A 15,911-nucleotide genomic window follows, 5' to 3' on the forward strand; every position below is an offset into this window, starting at 1 on the left:
AGACTCCTGATACTGTTCAGGCATACAGTGTAGCAGAGAGGTGCCGGTTAAAAAAGAGACAAATGCCGGGTGGCGGCTTCGCCTTACCCGGCATGACTGACCGGTGCGGTCTGGTGCCCTCACCCCAACCCTCTCCCACCGGGAGAGGGCGCAAACATTAAAAACGGCAACTTGCGTTGCCGTTTTACATTTACCTTGTAGGCCGGATAAGCGCAGCGCCATCCGGCAACAGGTGCGAAAATTACCGCTTCCAGAAATCGTCGAAAATCGTAATTGGCGTGTGGCGCTTGTGCTCGGTTTTCAGATACCAGCCTTCAATGGTGCGGGCGATCTTCTCATCGAGGGTTTTGCCTTCCAGATAATCGTCGATGTTTTCGTAGGTCACGCCCAGCGCGACTTCATCCGGCAGAGAAGGGCGGTCGTCTTCGAGATCGGCGGTCGGGGCTTTCTTATATAAGTGCTCCGGGCAGCCAAGCGTGGCGAGAAGCTGCTTACCCTGGCGCTTGTTGAGGCGGAAGATCGGGTTGATGTCGGTGCCGCCGTCGCCGTATTTGGTGAAGAAACCGGTCACGGCTTCTGCCGCGTGATCGGTGCCGACCACCACGCCTTTGGTCATCCCGGCGATGCTGTACTGCGCTTTCATGCGCTCGCGGGCTTTCTCGTTGCCGCGTACGAAATCGCTCAGTTCAATTCCCGCTTCGCGCAGGGCCTGCTCGCTGGCCAGGACTGCGCCTTTGATGTTCACAGTGAGAACACGGTCAGGCTGGATAAAGGCAATGGCGTCCTGGCAATCCTGCTCGTCGGCCTGCACACCATAAGGAAGGCGCACGGCGATAAACTGCAGGGTCTCGTCGCCGGTTTCCTGACGCAATTCTGAGATCGCCATCTGGCACAGTTTGCCGGTCAGGGTCGAGTCCTGGCCGCCGCTTATCCCCAACACCAGCGACTTCAGGAAGGCGTTGGTGTTGAGATAGTCTTTCAGAAAATCGATACTGCGGCGGATTTCATGATTTGCGTCGACAGCGGGCTTTACGCCAAGCGCCTGAATAATCTCTTGTTGCAGAGCCATTACGCCCTCCATTAGCAAAAACGAAGCAGAATGAGTATCCGTTAAAACTAACCCTTTGGGCGTAAAACGACAAGGATCACAGTTTCGAGTGCGGCAAATTGCGACGATTTAGTAGGTTATCGTTGTTTTATTAGAATTTTCCGAAAAACATGCCGCTTCGTAGTCAAAGTTGATGAATAGGATTTTTTGTTCCATGCTTAGATAACACGCTGATAAACAAGAGGACGGAATATGAACAAGAATGTAGCGGGAATTCTGAGCGCAGCGGCGGTATTGACTATGCTGGCAGGGTGTACAGCTTACGATCGTACAACCGATCAATTCACACAGCCGGTGGTTAAAGATGTGAAGAAGGGTATGAGTCGTGCGCAGGTTGCGCAGGTGGCGGGTAAACCTTCTTCAGAAGTCACCATGATCCACGCACGTGGGACGTGCCAGACCTATATTCTGGGTCAACGGGATGGTAAAGCAGAAACCTACTTCGTAGCACTGGATGACACGGGACACGTGATCAATTCCGGTTACCAGACCTGTGCTGAGTACGATACCGACCCGCAGGCTCCTAAGGCGCAATAACCTGTAGCCTGCGCAATGTCACAAACCGGCCTCTGGGCCGGTTTTTTTGTGCCTGCAATAATCTTATTTCTTATCGCGAATTATTTGCCTAAAATGTGAGGGTAGTCAAAACGCCAGGTCAAGGAGAGACAATTGTGATGTGTCTGGAATTATCCCCTCCCTGCGCCATGCCGTATACTCCATTCAATGATAAACAATAGTAACACTCACAAACGGCCTGAAGGGCGAGGGTGAGGGTCATACAAGAGGGAAGTTGCTATGGAAAAGAAACATATCTACCTGTTCTGCTCTGCGGGCATGTCAACGTCGCTGCTGGTGTCTAAAATGCGCGCGCAGGCTGAAAAGTATGAAGTTCCCGTTGTTATCGAAGCGTTTCCTGAAACGCTGGCAGGCGAAAAAGGCCAGAACGCGGACGTGGTATTACTCGGACCACAAATCGCTTACATGCTGCCAGAAATCCAGCGTTTATTACCGAACAAACCTGTGGAAGTGATCGATTCTGTGCTGTACGGCAAAATTGATGGTTTGGGTGTGCTTAAAGCTGCAGTCGCATCAATTAAAAAAGCTGCCGCTAATTAAATTTTAAATTTTTCCCGTCAAAGAGTTATTTCACATACTTACGCCGCAATATTTTCATTGCGGCATTTAAGGGTAATTTCTATGAGTCAAGTTATTAGCTCTCTTGAAAAGGTCCTCCTTCCTTTTGCTGTTAAAATAGGAAAGCAGCCGCATATTAATGCGATCAAAAACGGCTTTATTAAATTAATGCCGCTGACCCTCGCAGGGGCCATGTTCGTTTTAATCAATAACGTCTTTTTAAGTTTCGGCGAAGGCTCGTTTTTCTATTCTATGGGCATTCGGTTAGACGCTTCCACCATTGAGACCCTGAATGGTTTTAAAGCCATCGGCGGCAACGTGTACAACGGTACGTTGGGCATTATGTCGCTGATGGCGCCTTTTTTCATTGGTTCCGCGTTAGCTGAAGAACGAAAAGTTGACCCGATGGCCGCCGGTCTTTTAGCGGTCGCGGCCTTTATGACCGTCACCCCCTACAGCGTGGGCGAAGCCTATGCGGTCGGTGCCAACTGGCTCGGTGGACAGAACATTATCTCCGGGATGGTGATTGGCCTGATCGTGGCAGAAATGTTTACCTTTGTGATTCGTCGCAACTGGGTCATTACCCTGCCAGACAGCGTGCCGTCCTCCGTATCACGCTCTTTCTCGGCGTTGATTCCGGGCTTCCTGATTCTGTCGATCTTCGGCATTATCTCCTGGCTGCTGGCCAACCACGGCAGCAACTTCCACCAGATCATCATGGACTCCATCTCCACGCCGCTGGCATCCATGGGCAGCGTAGTGGGCTGGGCTTACGTTATCTTTAACTCCCTGCTGTGGTTCTTCGGCGTGCACGGATCCCTTGCGCTGACTGCGCTGGATAACGGCATCATGACCCCATGGGCACTGGAAAACATCGCCCTGTACAACCAGTATGGTTCTGTTGAAGCAGCGATTGCAGCAGGTAAAGAGTTCCACTTCTGGGCGAAACCGATGCTGGACTCCTACATCCTGCTGGGTGGCTCCGGGGCAACGCTGGGTCTGATTATCGCTATCTTCATCGGCTCACGCCGTGCGGATCACCGTCAGGTGGCGAAACTGGCCCTGCCGTCAGGCATCTTCCAGATTAACGAACCGATTCTGTTTGGTCTGCCGATCATCATGAACCCGGTGATGTTCATCCCGTTCGTCCTGGTTCAGCCGATTCTGGCTGCCATTACCCTGGCCGCTTACTCGATGGGGATTATCCCACCGGTGACTAACCTCGCACCCTGGACCATGCCAACCGGTCTGGGCGCCTTCTTCAACAGTAACGGCAGCATCGCCGCACTCTGCGTGGCCCTGTTCAACCTCGGCGTTTCAACGCTGGTTTACCTGCCATTCGTGGCGGTGTCGAACAAGGCGCAGGCGGTACTTGATGAGCAGGAAAGCGAAGAAGATATCGCTAACGCACTGAAATTCTAAGTTGTCCGGCGCGGGGAAACCCGCGCCAGTATAAGGAGAGAGAAGATGTTTGATTTGGATAATGTTGTGGCAGAAGAGGCCGTCGAGAACGATCTGGAAGAAGTGGTGATGGGGCTTATCATCAATTCCGGACAGGCACGCAGCCTGGCATATGCCGCCCTCAAACAAGCCAAGCAGGGCGATTTTGCCGCCGCGAAACGGATGATGGATCAGTCGCGCACCGCGCTGAACGAAGCTCACCTGGTACAAACTAAACTGATTGAAGGTGACCAGGGTGAAGGTAAAATGAAGGTGAGTCTGGTGCTGGTTCACGCCCAGGATCATTTGATGACCTCCATGCTGGCTCGCGAGCTGGTGACCGAGCTCATCGAGCTTCACGAGAAGATGCAATAAGTCAGGCCGCAGGAGGTAAACACGATGGAAATTAAAACCGCATTTGAGCAGCAACTGTTTAACGGCAAGAATTTTCACGTGGTTATCTACAACAAAACCGAAAGCGTGAGTGGCCTGCACCAGCATGATTACTACGAGTTCACGATTGTTCTGACCGGGCGCTACTACCAGGAGATCAACGGCAAGCGCGTTCTGCTGGAGCGCGGGGACTTTGTCTTCCTGCCGATGGGGTCGTATCACCAGAGCTTTTATGAATTTGGTGCCACGCGTATTCTGAATGTGGGTGTCAGCAGACGTTTCTTCGAGAAACACTACCTGCCGCTGGTGCCGTTCTGTTTTGTCGCCTCACAGGTTTATCGCATTAAAAACGAGTTCATGACCTGGATCGAAACGGTCATCGCCTCGCTGAACTTCCGCGACAATGAGTTTGATGAGTTCATTGAAACGGTCACCTTTTATGTGATGAACCGCCTGCGCCATCATCGCGATGAGCAGCAGGTGATCGATGATATTCCGCAATGGCTGCGTACCACCGTCGAATTAATGCACGACAAACATCAGTTTGGTGACAGTGCGCTGGAAAATATGATTGCGCTGTCGGGAAAATCGCAAGAATACCTGACCCGCGCCACCCAGCGTTATTATCAAAAAACACCGGTGCAGATTATTAACGGCATCCGCATTAATTTCGCCAAAAAGCAGCTGGAAATTACCAACTATTCGGTCACCGATATTGCCTATGAGTCGGGTTATAGCAGCCCGAGTCTGTTTATTAAGACCTTTAAAAAATTCACTTCGTTTACGCCAAACAGCTACCGTAAAAATTTGACGGTAATGAATAATTAATTGACTCGCGGCGAATTAACTCGCCAGAAATATTGACTTAAACGCTTGCCCAAAATAGCGGGAATGCCACGCTATACTTTGCAGGCGGTTAACCTGATACGCTAAGGGAGATATTATGCAAAAGAAATTGAAAGTCGTGACAATCGGCGGCGGCAGCAGCTATACCCCGGAACTGCTCGAAGGTTTTCTGAAACGTTACCATGAACTGCCGGTTAGCGAATTATGGCTGGTGGACGTCGAAGAAGGGCAGGAGAAACTCGATATTATTTTCGAACTCTGCCAGCGCATGGTGCAGAAAGCTGGTGTCCCGTTAACCGTACACAAAACCCTGGATCGTCGCGAAGCGCTGAAAGACGCCGACTTCGTCACCACCCAGCTGCGCGTCGGCCAGCTGAAAGCGCGTGAACTGGACGAACGCATCCCCCTGAGCCACGGCTATCTGGGCCAGGAGACCAACGGCGCGGGCGGTCTGTTTAAAGGCCTGCGTACCATTCCGGTGATTTTTGACATCGTCAAAGACGTGCAAGAGGTTTGCCCGCAGGCGTGGGTGATCAACTTCACCAACCCGGCCGGGATGGTGACGGAAGCGGTTTATCGCCACACCGGCTTCAAACGCTTTATCGGCGTGTGCAACATTCCGATCGGCATGAAAATGTTCATCCGCGATGTGCTGAAATTGACCGACAGCGACGATCTCTCCATCGATCTGTTCGGCCTGAACCACATGGTGTTTATCAAAGATGTGATCGTGAACGGCGAATCCCGTTTTGCCGAACTGTTGGACGGCGTCGCTTCTGGCCGTCTGACCGCCGGTTCCGTGAAAAACATCTTCGACCTGCCGTTCAGCGAAGGGCTGATTCGCTCCCTGAACCTGCTGCCGTGCTCCTATCTGCTCTACTACTTCAAGCAGAAAGAGATGCTCGCCATCGAAATGGGCGAGTACTATAAGGGCGGCGCGCGCGCGCAGGTGGTGCAGAAGGTTGAGAAACAGCTCTTTGATTTGTACAAAGATCCGAACCTCAACGTTAAACCGAAAGAGCTGGAGCAGCGCGGCGGAGCGTACTACTCCGATGCGGCCTGTGAAGTCATCAACGCGATTTACAACGACAAACAGGCCGAGCACTATGTAAACGTGCCGCATCACGGACATGTCGACAACATCCCGGCAGACTGGGCCGTTGAAATGACCTGCATTCTGGGGCGCGACGGGGCGAAGCCGCACTCCCGCATTACCCATTTCGATGACAAAGTGATGGGCCTGATCCACACCATCAAAGGCTTCGAAATTGCTGCCAGCCATGCGGCCCTGAGCGGTGAGTTCAACGACGTGCTGCTGGCGCTGAACCTCAGCCCGCTGGTGCATTCGGATCGCGATGCGGAATCGCTGGCGCGTGAAATGATCCTCGCCCATGAGAAATGGCTGCCAAACTTTGCGGCCACGGCTGAGAAGCTCAAACAACGCTAAGAGGAACAGAGATGGAAAATCTGTTGATCATCAATGCCGATGACTTTGGCCTGTCGAAAGGACAAAACTACGGCATTGTCGAAGCCTGTCGCCACGGAGTGGTCACCTCGACCACCGCGCTGGTGAACGGCGAGGCGGTAGAGCATGCCGCGGCGCTCAGCCGCGACCTGCCGAAGCTCGGCGTCGGGATGCACTTTGTACTGACGCTCGGCATGCCGCTTTCCCCGATGCCAGGACTGACGCGTGACGGGCAACTGGGGAAATGGATCTGGGAGATGGCAGAGCAGGGTGCGCTGCCGCTCGACGAAATTGCGCGCGAGCTGGACTGCCAGTTTAACCGCTTTGTCGACCTCTTTGGCCGTGAACCGACGCACCTCGACAGCCATCACCACGTGCATATGATCCCGGCGATTTTCCCACTGGTGGCCGACTTTGCGGCGCGCAAGGGCGTGGCGATGCGTGTGGACCGTCAGGTGCAAGCTTTGCACGGTCTCACTCTGAGCGCTGCGCCGACCACCGACGGGTTCAGCAGCGATTTCTACGGGGATGAGATCAGCGAAGCGCTGCTGTTGCAGGAGCTGGACGCCTCAGCGGCACGCGGAGAACGGTCGCTGGAAGTGATGGCCCACCCGGCGTTTGTCGACAATACGGTGCGAAAAAGCGCCTATTGCTGGCCGCGCCTGGCGGAACTGGACGTGCTGACGTCGCCGTCGCTTAAGTATGCGATTGCGGAGCGTGGGTATCGTTTGGGGACGTTTAGCGATCTGTAAGCATTGCCGGGTGGCGCTTGCGCTTACCCGGCCTACAAGGTTCACGGACCCGTAGGCCGGATAAGCGAAGCGCATCCGGCGTTTTCTAAGCCGGAATCTGAGCGATTTTACTACTGCGCGACCACACCCGGTGCGCCGCCAGCAGCTCGAACAGCTGATCCATAAACGGCCCAGCGGCTTTATCACCCTCCACAATCCCTTCTTCGCCTTTCTCCGCCACTTTCAGCAGCGATTTAAACTGACGCGCATCGCCCGCCAGTGCGACAGGTTTCAGGTGTTTGTAGGCTTCCAGCAGGTAGTAAGCCGCATCGCCATTGTCGAGCAGGCTCTGAATATCCCCGCCCGGCACAATCACCGCATCGACGGTGAGGGACGGCGACCCGGCAAAGGTCCCGGCAATCGGCAGCGTGGAACCGTCGTCCGCTTTCACTTCCCCCATACGCTTGTAGAGCAGCTGGGCATGCACGCCTTTGGCTTTTAGCGCTTTCAGGATCGCCAGCACATCTTTTGCGGCAGTGTTGTCGTTGAGCAGTACCGCCACAACGCGCCCTTTTATCGATCCGCCCGGCACGGCATACAGGCTCAGGGAGGCATCTTTTTTCAGGCCGTTGACCTCTTTCGGCGGGGCGGTGTTACGCTGCTCGTCGGTGAGGGTGATGCCCAAATTGTCCGCGACGGCCTGGGCTAACTGAATGTCGATATGCGCCAGCTGATCGACCACTCGCTCACGGATATAGGTCCGCACCACTTTGCCTAACTCAAAGCTGAAGCTGCCGATGATGTGTTCCTGCTCAACCGGCGTCTGACTTTGCCAGAACAGGCGAGGGTGGGCATAGTATTCGCCAAACGACGGGCTGCGCTCGCGGATTTTGGTGCCTTCCACGCGCTCCTGATACGACTCGAAACCGCCGCGTTTCGCCGCCGGCGGGGTTTCGCGCGGCCAGTTATCGTTGATCGAGTTCGGTTCGTAGTTGGCCGGGTTAGTGTCGATATCCTGACGATGCATCCCGTCGCGCTGGAAATTATGGTACGGGCAGGTCGGACGGTTGATCGGGATCTCGTGGAAATTCGGCCCGCCGAGTCGGCTGATTTGCGTATCCGTGTACGAGAACAGGCGACCCTGCAGCAGCGGATCGTTGGTGAAATCCAGCCCAGGAACGATGTGCCCCGGGTGGAACGCCACCTGCTCGTTTTCGGCAAAGAAGTTATCCGGGTTACGGTTGAGCACCATTTTGCCCACCAGTTGCACCGGGACCAGCTCTTCCGGGATCAGTTTGGTCGGGTCGAGCAGATCGAAATCAAACTTGAATTCATCCTCTTCAGGAATCAGCTGGAACCCCAGCTCATATTCCGGGAAATCGCCCGCTTCGATGGATTGCCACAGCTCGCGGCGGTGGAAATCGGGGTCGCGCCCGGTCAGCTTTTGCGCTTCGTCCCACACCAGCGAGGCTTTACCGGCCACCGGTTTCCAGTGGAAACGCACGAACGTCGCTTTGCCGTCGGCGTTGATCAGGCGGAAGGTGTGGATACCGAAGCCTTCCATGGTGCGATAGCTGCGCGGGATCCCGCGGTCGGACATCGCCCACATGACGTTATGCAGGGTTTCCGGCTGGAGCGAAACATAGTCCCAGAAGGTGTCGTGCGCGCTTTGTCCCTGCGGAATAGCCCAGTGTGGCTCCGGCTTTACCGCATGGACAAAGTCAGGGAATTTGTGCGCGTCCTGAATGAAGAACACCGGCGTGTTGTTGCCGACAAGGTCAAAAATGCCTTCTTCCGTGTAGAATTTGGTGGCGAAACCGCGAATATCACGCACCGTATCCGCCGAGCCCGCGCCGCCCTGAACTGTGGAGAAGCGCACAAAGACCGGGGTCACTTTATCCGGGTCCGAGAGGAAGTTGGCTTTGGTCAGATCGCTTAAATCTTTATACGGCTGGAAATAGCCGTGGGCGGCAGAGCCGCGGGCGTGGACGATGCGTTCCGGAATGCGTTCGTGGTCAAAGTGGGTGATTTTCTCCCGCAGGATAAAATCTTCCAGCAGCGTCGGGCCACGGTTCCCCGCGCGCAGGGAGTTCTGGTCATCGGCGATGCGCACGCCCTGATTCGTCGTGAGCGGAAAATTCTCCCCGCCTTTACGATGCGGTTCCAGAGCGTGCAGTTTTTCGTTGTCAGTATCAGGCGCTTTGAGGCTGCCTGGCGCGGTAGGTTGTTCACCCGGCGCGGATGGGGAAGGTGAGGGGCGATGAGACCCATCCTCTGGCGCCAGCGAGTCCATCCCCGGTCTGGATTCTTCGTCGCCGTGAATCGGTGACTGGTGCTGTTTTTCGGTCTTATCTTTTTGCTTCGACATTGCTCACTTCTCCTGTCTTCATTGCTGAAATACGTTCGTTGTGGCGAAAAGCCCCATTAACTATAGAACAATGTGATTTTGCGGCCGGGAAACTGAGAGTATTCGGGCTGACGCTTTAGCAAAAGGAGGGCATATCGCATGCAAGGCGCGACGGACGGGGCAGGAATCGGCTATGATTGGGGTTTTACGCTTCCAGAATTTGTTTTAGTGAACCAGTCGCTTATGAAACCATTTCGTCAACAAAACCGTCGTGTCATTAGCTACGTGCCTCGTGTTGAACCCGCGCTGCCGGACCACGCCCTCAAAGTTGATGGCTTTCGCGACGTCTGGCAGCTGCGTGGCAAATATGTGGCCTTTGTCCTGATGGGAGAGCATTTCCGCCGTTCACCGACCTTCACCGTTCCGGAATCGGCCCAGCGCTGGGCAACGCAAATCCGCCAGGATGAGGATGTTCAGGATTAGCCATGACATTTTGGGCGCAGAGCCTGTGGCTCTGTTGAGAAGCACACTAAAATCGCGATGTTAATTCTGCGCCCGCTTTATATTCCTCATTCCTGAACATTTATTTCTTACCGCTTCTGCTGCTCCCTTTTGATTCATCTCATGCCGCGCTCAGTCTTGGGGTCTAAAAATAGACGCTCGCCTTGCTGAACGAATGTGAAATCCACAGTACGCTACGCCACAAGTCAGAAAGCCTGTTTGTCATTAATACCATGACAGTCGGGAGTCTATTTCTGACAGGACAATATAAATATCAAATCTTATTAACATCGTGTTAATAGGGTTTGATTTTTATTCTTATAAAAGGGAAATCACATGAGCAAAATGTTTTATAAAAAAATGACGCTTGCATCTTTAATTGTTGCAAGCGCCCTGGTTTCATCAATGGTTAACGCTGCAGATGATTCTGACACTTTGTCTTTACAGGTATCAGGCACCATTAATCCTGCACCGTGTGGGCTGATCGTGAGCAAAACTGCGCTGGATCTGGGTTCTTCTCTGATTAGCGATCTGAAAACCTCCGATCAAACCCCGGCAGAAATTGGCACCCGTACGCTGCAGGTTTCTCTCACTGATTGTCAGCCAACCACCAACGTGGAGCTCCGCGTTCTGGGTGCTTCTGCAGAAGGCGACAGCACGCTGCTGGCAAACAGTGCAGCAACGAATGCGGCAACCAACGTTGGCGTGGGTGTGTGGAATAAGAAAGATGGCAGCCAGGTCAAAATTGGCGGGGACCCTATTATTCTGGTTCCTAATTCCCCAACGATGACCAATCTGGATTTCGCATTAGCGAAAGCGGATGGTTCTGCTGCAGTGACTGCCGGTGATGTGACCACTACCGCGCAGATCAAAGTCACTTTCCTCTAAACCACGGCTATTGCTCAGATAAAATATTAAGGGATTTATTATGAATAAGAAAATTATCGCTATGGCGATGGCAATGGCCTTTTCCGGCGTTGTAGGCATGAGCAATGCGGCGCAGGAGCCTATTTCTCAGGACGTTACCATCACCGGTCATGTACTGAATGAAATTTCCTGTCAGGTTAAAGCGGATGCAACGCTGAGCTTTGATAATATCGAAATGACTCAGATCGGGACCCTCGAGTCAGGAAAACCGCTGGCGAATGGCGCAGCAAAACCCTACATGATTGCCGTGACCAAATGCCCGGCGGGCCAAAAGATTTCTGTGACCATTCAGGGAACGCCTGATACGGAAAACGTACAGCTGGTGGCGCTAAATGATGCTCCAGGCGCTGCACAAGGCGTGGGTATTGGTTTCTGGGACACGATTATGGCGACCAACGAACACAAACTGCTGGCCGTGAACGACAACAGCTCAGTGCCGCGCGAAGTGAACAGTGACGGTGCCGTTAACATCCCTCTGAGCATCGCACCGGTACAGTCGACTACAGAGGCGGCTGTAGCAGGCACCATCAGTGCCACCACCAGCATCAAAGTGAATTTCCTGTAATTAATTTTTAACTCTCCAGTGGCTGGCTAACAGGCCAGCCCTTTTTTTATCTCCGGGAACGACCATGAAATTAAATCCGATCGTTGCTGCTGCCATTATTTCACTGGCAGGGCTGAGCTTTGCTTCACAGGCGACCGTCCAGTTATCTGCGAACCGCCTTTTTTATAGCGCCAAAAATCAGGACGTTAATATTACGGTTAAGAATGTTGAAGACCGCGAATATTTAGTGCAGTCCTGGGTTGATGCGAAAGGTAATCCCGAATTAGAACACAACGCGAAACTGCCTTTTATTGTTTCACCGCCGCTGTTCCATATGGCGAATAAAAGCGAAGCCGTTGTGCAGATGATGTATTCCGGTGAAGGGCTGCCAACCGATCGCGAAAGTCTGGTCTGGCTGGACGTAAAAGCCATTCCGGCAATGACCGATGGCGAGAAAAAAGTCAAAACCAAAGTCATGGTCGCCGTTCTGACCCGTATTAAAGTCTTCTATCGCCCGGAAAATCTGCCAGGCAATGCGACGGATGCCATTGCCGCGCTGACATGGAAAAAAGACGCCAATAATACCGTGACGGTAAAAAATGACTCTCCGTATTACGTCGTCATGAATAAAGTCAAAATTAATGATGATGAAGTGAAAGTCTCCATTGAAGACAACAATACCGTGGTGGCGCCTCATGGCAGCAAAACGTATCCCGTTAAAACAGCGAAAGCGGGAACTAAAGTGACCTGGAGCGCCATTAATGAATACTCAGTGGTGTCTGCTGAGCACAGCGTAACGCTGTAATTATCGTATGCCATCAGTCCATACCCGGAAAAAGACGTCCCCGCGCTTTGCGCGTAGTGCGGTTTCACTGTGCGTTTTGCTCTCTGTTTCGGCCGCTCATGGGGAAGCCTATTTCGACCCTGGCATGATGCAGCCTGTTGACGGCGCGCCGGCCATTGGCGATCTGAATGCGGTGATGGCGAATCAGAAAAAAGAGGGGACCTATCATGTCTATATTGATGTTAACGGCGAAAAATTTGCGACCGGTGATATTCAATTTAGCCTGAAGAAAGACGAGCTGGTGCCCTGTGTGCCCATGACGATGTATGCCAAAATTGGCATCGATCCCTCGGCATCGGATGTGCATCTCAATCCTGAAAAAGACGATCGTACCTGCGTGTTGTTGACCGAAGCGGTTCCCGTGGCGCAGTCGTCTTTCGATTTTTTAACCAAGAAATTGTCCCTCTCTTTTCCGCAAAGTACGCTGCGTGCGCATCTGAAAGATGAAATCCCCGCGGCGCTTTGGGATGACGGCATTCCGGCGTTGCTGGTGGGCTACCAGGCGTCGGGCTCGCAAACGCTGCAAAGTCAGGACGAGAGCTCTAAAGGTTCTGATAATTTCGTGAACCTGAAAAACGGTATTAACCTTGGCGCCTGGCGTTTACGTAATCTCTCCACCTTCACCCAAAGCAGCGATGCCGGGACACACTGGGACAGCACCAGTACCTACATCGAACGCGCCCTGCCGGGTATCAAAGGGGAACTGGTGGTGGGCGATGCCTATACCACCGGGGATCTTTTTGACAGCATCCGTATTAAGGGTGTTCAGGTGGCGTCAGATACGGATATGGTGCCAGATAGTATTAATGGCTTTGCGCCGGTGATCCGCGGGATCGCCAAAAGCAACGCCACGGTCACCATCCGACAAAATAACAACATTATCTACCAGACCAATGTCGCCCCTGGGCCGTTTGCCATTACCGATCTCGCGCCGGTCTCCTCCGGCGGTTCGCTGGAAGTGACGGTGAAAGAGGCGGACGGGACGGAGACGCGCTACAACCAGGCTTTTGCCTCGATGCCAATTTTGCAGCGTAAAGGCTCACTAAAATATGCCTTCTCTGCCGGGAAATACTCGGAAGCAGAAGCCCACGGCACCGAACCTGACGTTTTCCAGGCGGTTCTCGCCTACGGATTGCCGTACAGCCTGACCTTGCTCAGCGGGTTACAGCATAGCAATGAATATCAAAGCGTCGATTTGGGGCTGGGGCTGGATTTAGGGTTCCTCGGGGCTGTGTCGCTGGATGTGGCAAAACAGAAAGCCACGCTTTCCTCGGACGATGAAAACCGCGAAGGCAGCGCCACGCATTTTGTCTGGCAAAACCACATCAACAAAACGCGCAGCGACATCAATCTGGATCTCACTCAGTACAGTAAACGCTATATCTCCTTCGCCGATACTTACGCGGATACTGATGCTCAGCAGGCTAAAAAACAGCAGCTCTCGCTGTCGTTTAATCAGGCGCTCACCGATACCCAAAGCCTGTTTGTGTCGATGAACAAAACGGATTACCAGAACAGCGCAAGCGCGAAAATGTATCAGGTGGGTTTTAACACTCCGCTGTGGAAACTCAATGCTTCTGTCACCTTTGGCCTAAATCAAAATCTCGATGAAAATGGCTCGGTGACGCGCGATAAGCAGCTGCTGTTCAACTTCTCCTTACCGCTCTCGGTATTTGACTCAGCCTCGACGGCTAATGCGACGGCGATGATCACCAATGATTTAAAAGGCAACAGCAATCAGACGGTCGGCGTGAACGGCAACATCATGAATTCCCCGGCGTTAACCTATAACACCCAGTTCGGTTACAACGTCAAAAAGCATGACGATGACACCAAAAATGCCAACGTCGGCGCGACTTACAAAGGGCGCTACGGCGAGGCGCAGGTGGGATATAACCAGGACGACCAGCAAAAACAGTTCACTTATGGGCTTAACGGCCAGCTGGTTCTCCATCGGCACGGTTTGACGCTGGGGCAATACTCCGACGGAGCCATTGCGCTGGTGAGCGCACCGGGCGCCGATCATGTCGGAATCAGCAATAACCTGGGCGTGTATACCGACTGGCGCGGTTATACCCTCGTGCCCGATTTAACCGACTATAAAACCAATTCGGTACAGATCGATCCTGACAGCGTGGGGCAGAACATGTCGTTTGAGAATATTTCGGCAGAGGTCATTCCCACTAAAGATGCGGTGGTGATGGCCAGTTTCCCGGTCAACATCGGGCGCAAAGTGCTTTTCACGCTCAACTACAAAGGGGATGTGATCCCGTTTGGTTCCCAGGCGTACCTGAAAGGCAGCGATCGGATGTTTTTTGTGGGCGATCGCGGAGAACTGTTTATTACCGGCGCATCCGAAGAAGGGGAGATCACCGTGGACATGACCGAAGAACATCAGTGCAAGGCCCATTATCAGTTACCGAAAAGCAAAGGTAAGTTGCCGATTACCATGATGGCATTAGCCTGCGGGGATCAATAAATGCGTATTTTTCCAGCCACGGTGTTTCTGCTCATCGCTGGCGGCGCGGCGCTGCCCGCGCTTGCGTCAGCCTGCGATTTGCAACGTCAGGCAACGGTATCCGTTGCGCTAAGCGGGGCACTGCAAAAAGACCCGCTTAGCGCCAGCGTCGGCGAGACGTTGTATGTCAAAAGGGCGTCACTTTCCACGCTGGCGCACCGCAAGCAGGATATCCTCTGCACGCCGGTTCAGTCACAGGAGCAGCTGATCCTCAAAGGCAACATGACCGGGACCATGACGGGGGACCATGTTTATCCCACGTCCGTTCCGGGGATCGGCGTGCGGCTGTCGGTGGTGGTGGGGCAAAAAGGGAATCACACGTCACTCCTGACGTTGCCGGTATCAGAGCAAATTGCGCTAAACAGCGCGACGGATATCACCAGCGATAACGTGTTTGTCAAAACCGAGCTGGTCAAAACCGGGCCGATCGCCACGCTGGGTAATATTAGCTATCAGACCCCGTCGCTGTTGTCGTTTTCGCGCTCGGCGACGCAGCAGATCGTCAACGTGGATTACTCCCTCGCCGTGACGCCGCCAGCCGGATATTGCCGGTTCACCTCCACTCATGCGGCGTTCAGCCTGGCGGCGGTGGACAGCAGCGCGGTAACCCCCTCTTCAGTGCTGCCCGCAACGCCGCTGCCCATCAACTTTGCCTGCGTCGGCGCACCCGCGCATATCGAAATGACGCTCTACGGTGCGGCGGATGCGGTGGCGAATGGGGTGTTACGCAATAAAGAGGGGGCAGAGCAGGCGACGGGAGTTGGCGTTCAGCTGCTCTATCGCAATGCGCCTGTGGCGTTCGGCTCGCCGATCTCGCTGGATGATGTTCCACTCCTCAACAATCAGGGCGATATTCCGCTGTCGGCGCGGTATGTCGCCACATCCGGGAAGGTCACCGCAGGTAAAGTGGAAACCCTGGCGACGATTAAGCTGAATTTTTTGTAGCGGAAAAATGGCATAATAGAGGCCCTCAAGGAGGTAATGCCGGTCAGTTAAGCATCTGAGGTTATTCCGTTCACCTTATGTTCAGCAGAATATAATGGCGTCTTAACCTGTGAACGTGACAAGGGGGCTGCGCGGCCCCCTTGTCAATCCCCGCGCCCCGCCATGAAA

Annotated in this window: 15 protein-coding genes; 13 read left to right on the top strand and 2 right to left on the bottom strand. The window is 53.6% G+C overall.

The window, feature by feature from the left end:
• Window positions 1-241: 241 nt before the first annotated feature.
• A complete protein-coding gene (gene nadE, locus QQF33_RS25660) occupies window positions 242-1,069 on the bottom strand; it encodes an ammonia-dependent NAD(+) synthetase (protein ID WP_285150718.1) in 828 nt (275 codons plus the stop codon).
• A 231-nt stretch (window positions 1,070-1,300) separates the two neighbouring features.
• Between nadE and osmE the strand changes: the two genes are divergently transcribed.
• From osmE to chbG, 7 genes are all read left to right on the top strand, one after another.
• Window positions 1,301-1,645, top strand: coding sequence for an osmotically-inducible lipoprotein OsmE (gene osmE, locus QQF33_RS25665; protein WP_100780498.1), 345 nt, complete (start codon window positions 1,301-1,303; stop codon window positions 1,643-1,645).
• Window positions 1,646-1,903: 258 nt separating this feature from the next.
• A complete protein-coding gene (chbB, locus tag QQF33_RS25670; RefSeq protein WP_282495004.1) occupies window positions 1,904-2,224 on the top strand; it encodes a PTS N,N'-diacetylchitobiose transporter subunit IIB in 321 nt (106 codons plus the stop codon).
• Between the two features lie 81 nt (window positions 2,225-2,305).
• A complete protein-coding gene (gene chbC / locus QQF33_RS25675) occupies window positions 2,306-3,664 on the top strand; it encodes a PTS N,N'-diacetylchitobiose transporter subunit IIC (RefSeq protein WP_095281701.1) in 1,359 nt (452 codons plus the stop codon).
• Window positions 3,665-3,709: 45 nt separating this feature from the next.
• Window positions 3,710-4,057 carry a PTS N,N'-diacetylchitobiose transporter subunit IIA gene (gene chbA, locus QQF33_RS25680; protein ID WP_282495005.1) on the top strand — a complete coding sequence of 116 codons (348 nt, stop codon included), beginning with the start codon at window positions 3,710-3,712 and terminating at the stop codon, window positions 4,055-4,057.
• Window positions 4,058-4,081: 24 nt separating this feature from the next.
• On the top strand, window positions 4,082-4,903 hold the full coding sequence (gene chbR / locus QQF33_RS25685) for a transcriptional regulator ChbR (protein WP_282495006.1): 822 nt from the start codon (window positions 4,082-4,084) through the stop codon (window positions 4,901-4,903).
• A 115-nt stretch (window positions 4,904-5,018) separates the two neighbouring features.
• A complete protein-coding gene (locus QQF33_RS25690; protein ID WP_285158836.1) occupies window positions 5,019-6,368 on the top strand; it encodes a 6-phospho-beta-glucosidase in 1,350 nt (449 codons plus the stop codon).
• Window positions 6,369-6,379: 11 nt separating this feature from the next.
• A complete protein-coding gene (gene chbG / locus QQF33_RS25695) occupies window positions 6,380-7,138 on the top strand; it encodes a chitin disaccharide deacetylase (protein WP_285158837.1) in 759 nt (252 codons plus the stop codon).
• A gap of 85 nt (window positions 7,139-7,223) precedes the next feature.
• Here chbG and katE read toward each other — a convergent pair whose 3' ends face one another.
• A complete protein-coding gene (katE, locus tag QQF33_RS25700) occupies window positions 7,224-9,485 on the bottom strand; it encodes a catalase HPII (protein ID WP_285158838.1) in 2,262 nt (753 codons plus the stop codon).
• Between the two features lie 207 nt (window positions 9,486-9,692).
• Here katE and cedA point away from each other — a divergent pair, with 207 nt between their 5' ends.
• The 6 genes from cedA (at window position 9,693) to QQF33_RS25730 (ending at window position 15,743) form a co-directional block, all read left to right on the top strand.
• Window positions 9,693-9,947, top strand: a complete 255-nt coding sequence (gene cedA, locus QQF33_RS25705) for a cell division activator CedA (RefSeq protein ID WP_285158844.1) — start codon at window positions 9,693-9,695, stop codon at window positions 9,945-9,947.
• Window positions 9,948-10,370: 423 nt separating this feature from the next.
• On the top strand, window positions 10,371-10,853 hold the full coding sequence (locus QQF33_RS25710) for a fimbrial protein (RefSeq protein ID WP_285150715.1): 483 nt from the start codon (window positions 10,371-10,373) through the stop codon (window positions 10,851-10,853).
• Window positions 10,854-10,893: 40 nt separating this feature from the next.
• Window positions 10,894-11,457, top strand: a complete 564-nt coding sequence (locus tag QQF33_RS25715) for a fimbrial protein (protein WP_285158839.1) — start codon at window positions 10,894-10,896, stop codon at window positions 11,455-11,457.
• Between the two features lie 64 nt (window positions 11,458-11,521).
• Complete coding sequence (locus tag QQF33_RS25720) at window positions 11,522-12,241, top strand: fimbrial biogenesis chaperone (RefSeq protein ID WP_285158840.1); 720 nt, start codon at window positions 11,522-11,524, stop codon at window positions 12,239-12,241.
• A gap of 124 nt (window positions 12,242-12,365) precedes the next feature.
• The gene (locus QQF33_RS25725; RefSeq protein ID WP_350319022.1) at window positions 12,366-14,759 is read left to right on the top strand and encodes a fimbria/pilus outer membrane usher protein; all 2,394 of its coding nucleotides are present in this window, start codon (window positions 12,366-12,368) and stop codon (window positions 14,757-14,759) included.
• Complete coding sequence (locus tag QQF33_RS25730) at window positions 14,760-15,743, top strand: fimbrial protein (protein ID WP_285158842.1); 984 nt, start codon at window positions 14,760-14,762, stop codon at window positions 15,741-15,743.
• Window positions 15,744-15,911: the final 168 nt, after the last annotated feature.

Origin of the sequence: Lelliottia wanjuensis (assembly GCF_030238365.1) — a bacterium.
Classification (GTDB): Bacteria; Pseudomonadota; Gammaproteobacteria; order Enterobacterales; family Enterobacteriaceae; genus Enterobacter; species Enterobacter wanjuensis.

Excerpts from the sequence above, each read along its gene's own strand:
- nadE (WP_285150718.1), bottom strand. The coding sequence starts at position 1,069 with ATGGCTCTGCAACAAGAGATTATTCAGGCGCTTGGCGTAAAGCCCGCT.
- osmE (WP_100780498.1), top strand. The coding sequence starts at position 1,301 with ATGAACAAGAATGTAGCGGGAATTCTGAGCGCAGCGGCGGTATTGACT.
- chbB (WP_282495004.1), top strand. The coding sequence starts at position 1,904 with ATGGAAAAGAAACATATCTACCTGTTCTGCTCTGCGGGCATGTCAACG.
- chbC (WP_095281701.1), top strand. The coding sequence starts at position 2,306 with ATGAGTCAAGTTATTAGCTCTCTTGAAAAGGTCCTCCTTCCTTTTGCT.
- chbA (WP_282495005.1), top strand. The coding sequence starts at position 3,710 with ATGTTTGATTTGGATAATGTTGTGGCAGAAGAGGCCGTCGAGAACGAT.
- chbR (WP_282495006.1), top strand. The coding sequence starts at position 4,082 with ATGGAAATTAAAACCGCATTTGAGCAGCAACTGTTTAACGGCAAGAAT.
- QQF33_RS25690 (WP_285158836.1), top strand. The coding sequence starts at position 5,019 with ATGCAAAAGAAATTGAAAGTCGTGACAATCGGCGGCGGCAGCAGCTAT.
- chbG (WP_285158837.1), top strand. The coding sequence starts at position 6,380 with ATGGAAAATCTGTTGATCATCAATGCCGATGACTTTGGCCTGTCGAAA.
- katE (WP_285158838.1), bottom strand. The coding sequence starts at position 9,485 with ATGTCGAAGCAAAAAGATAAGACCGAAAAACAGCACCAGTCACCGATT.
- QQF33_RS25710 (WP_285150715.1), top strand. The coding sequence starts at position 10,371 with ATGGTTAACGCTGCAGATGATTCTGACACTTTGTCTTTACAGGTATCA.
- QQF33_RS25715 (WP_285158839.1), top strand. The coding sequence starts at position 10,894 with ATGAATAAGAAAATTATCGCTATGGCGATGGCAATGGCCTTTTCCGGC.
- QQF33_RS25720 (WP_285158840.1), top strand. The coding sequence starts at position 11,522 with ATGAAATTAAATCCGATCGTTGCTGCTGCCATTATTTCACTGGCAGGG.
- QQF33_RS25725 (WP_350319022.1), top strand. The coding sequence starts at position 12,366 with ATGATGCAGCCTGTTGACGGCGCGCCGGCCATTGGCGATCTGAATGCG.
- QQF33_RS25730 (WP_285158842.1), top strand. The coding sequence starts at position 14,760 with ATGCGTATTTTTCCAGCCACGGTGTTTCTGCTCATCGCTGGCGGCGCG.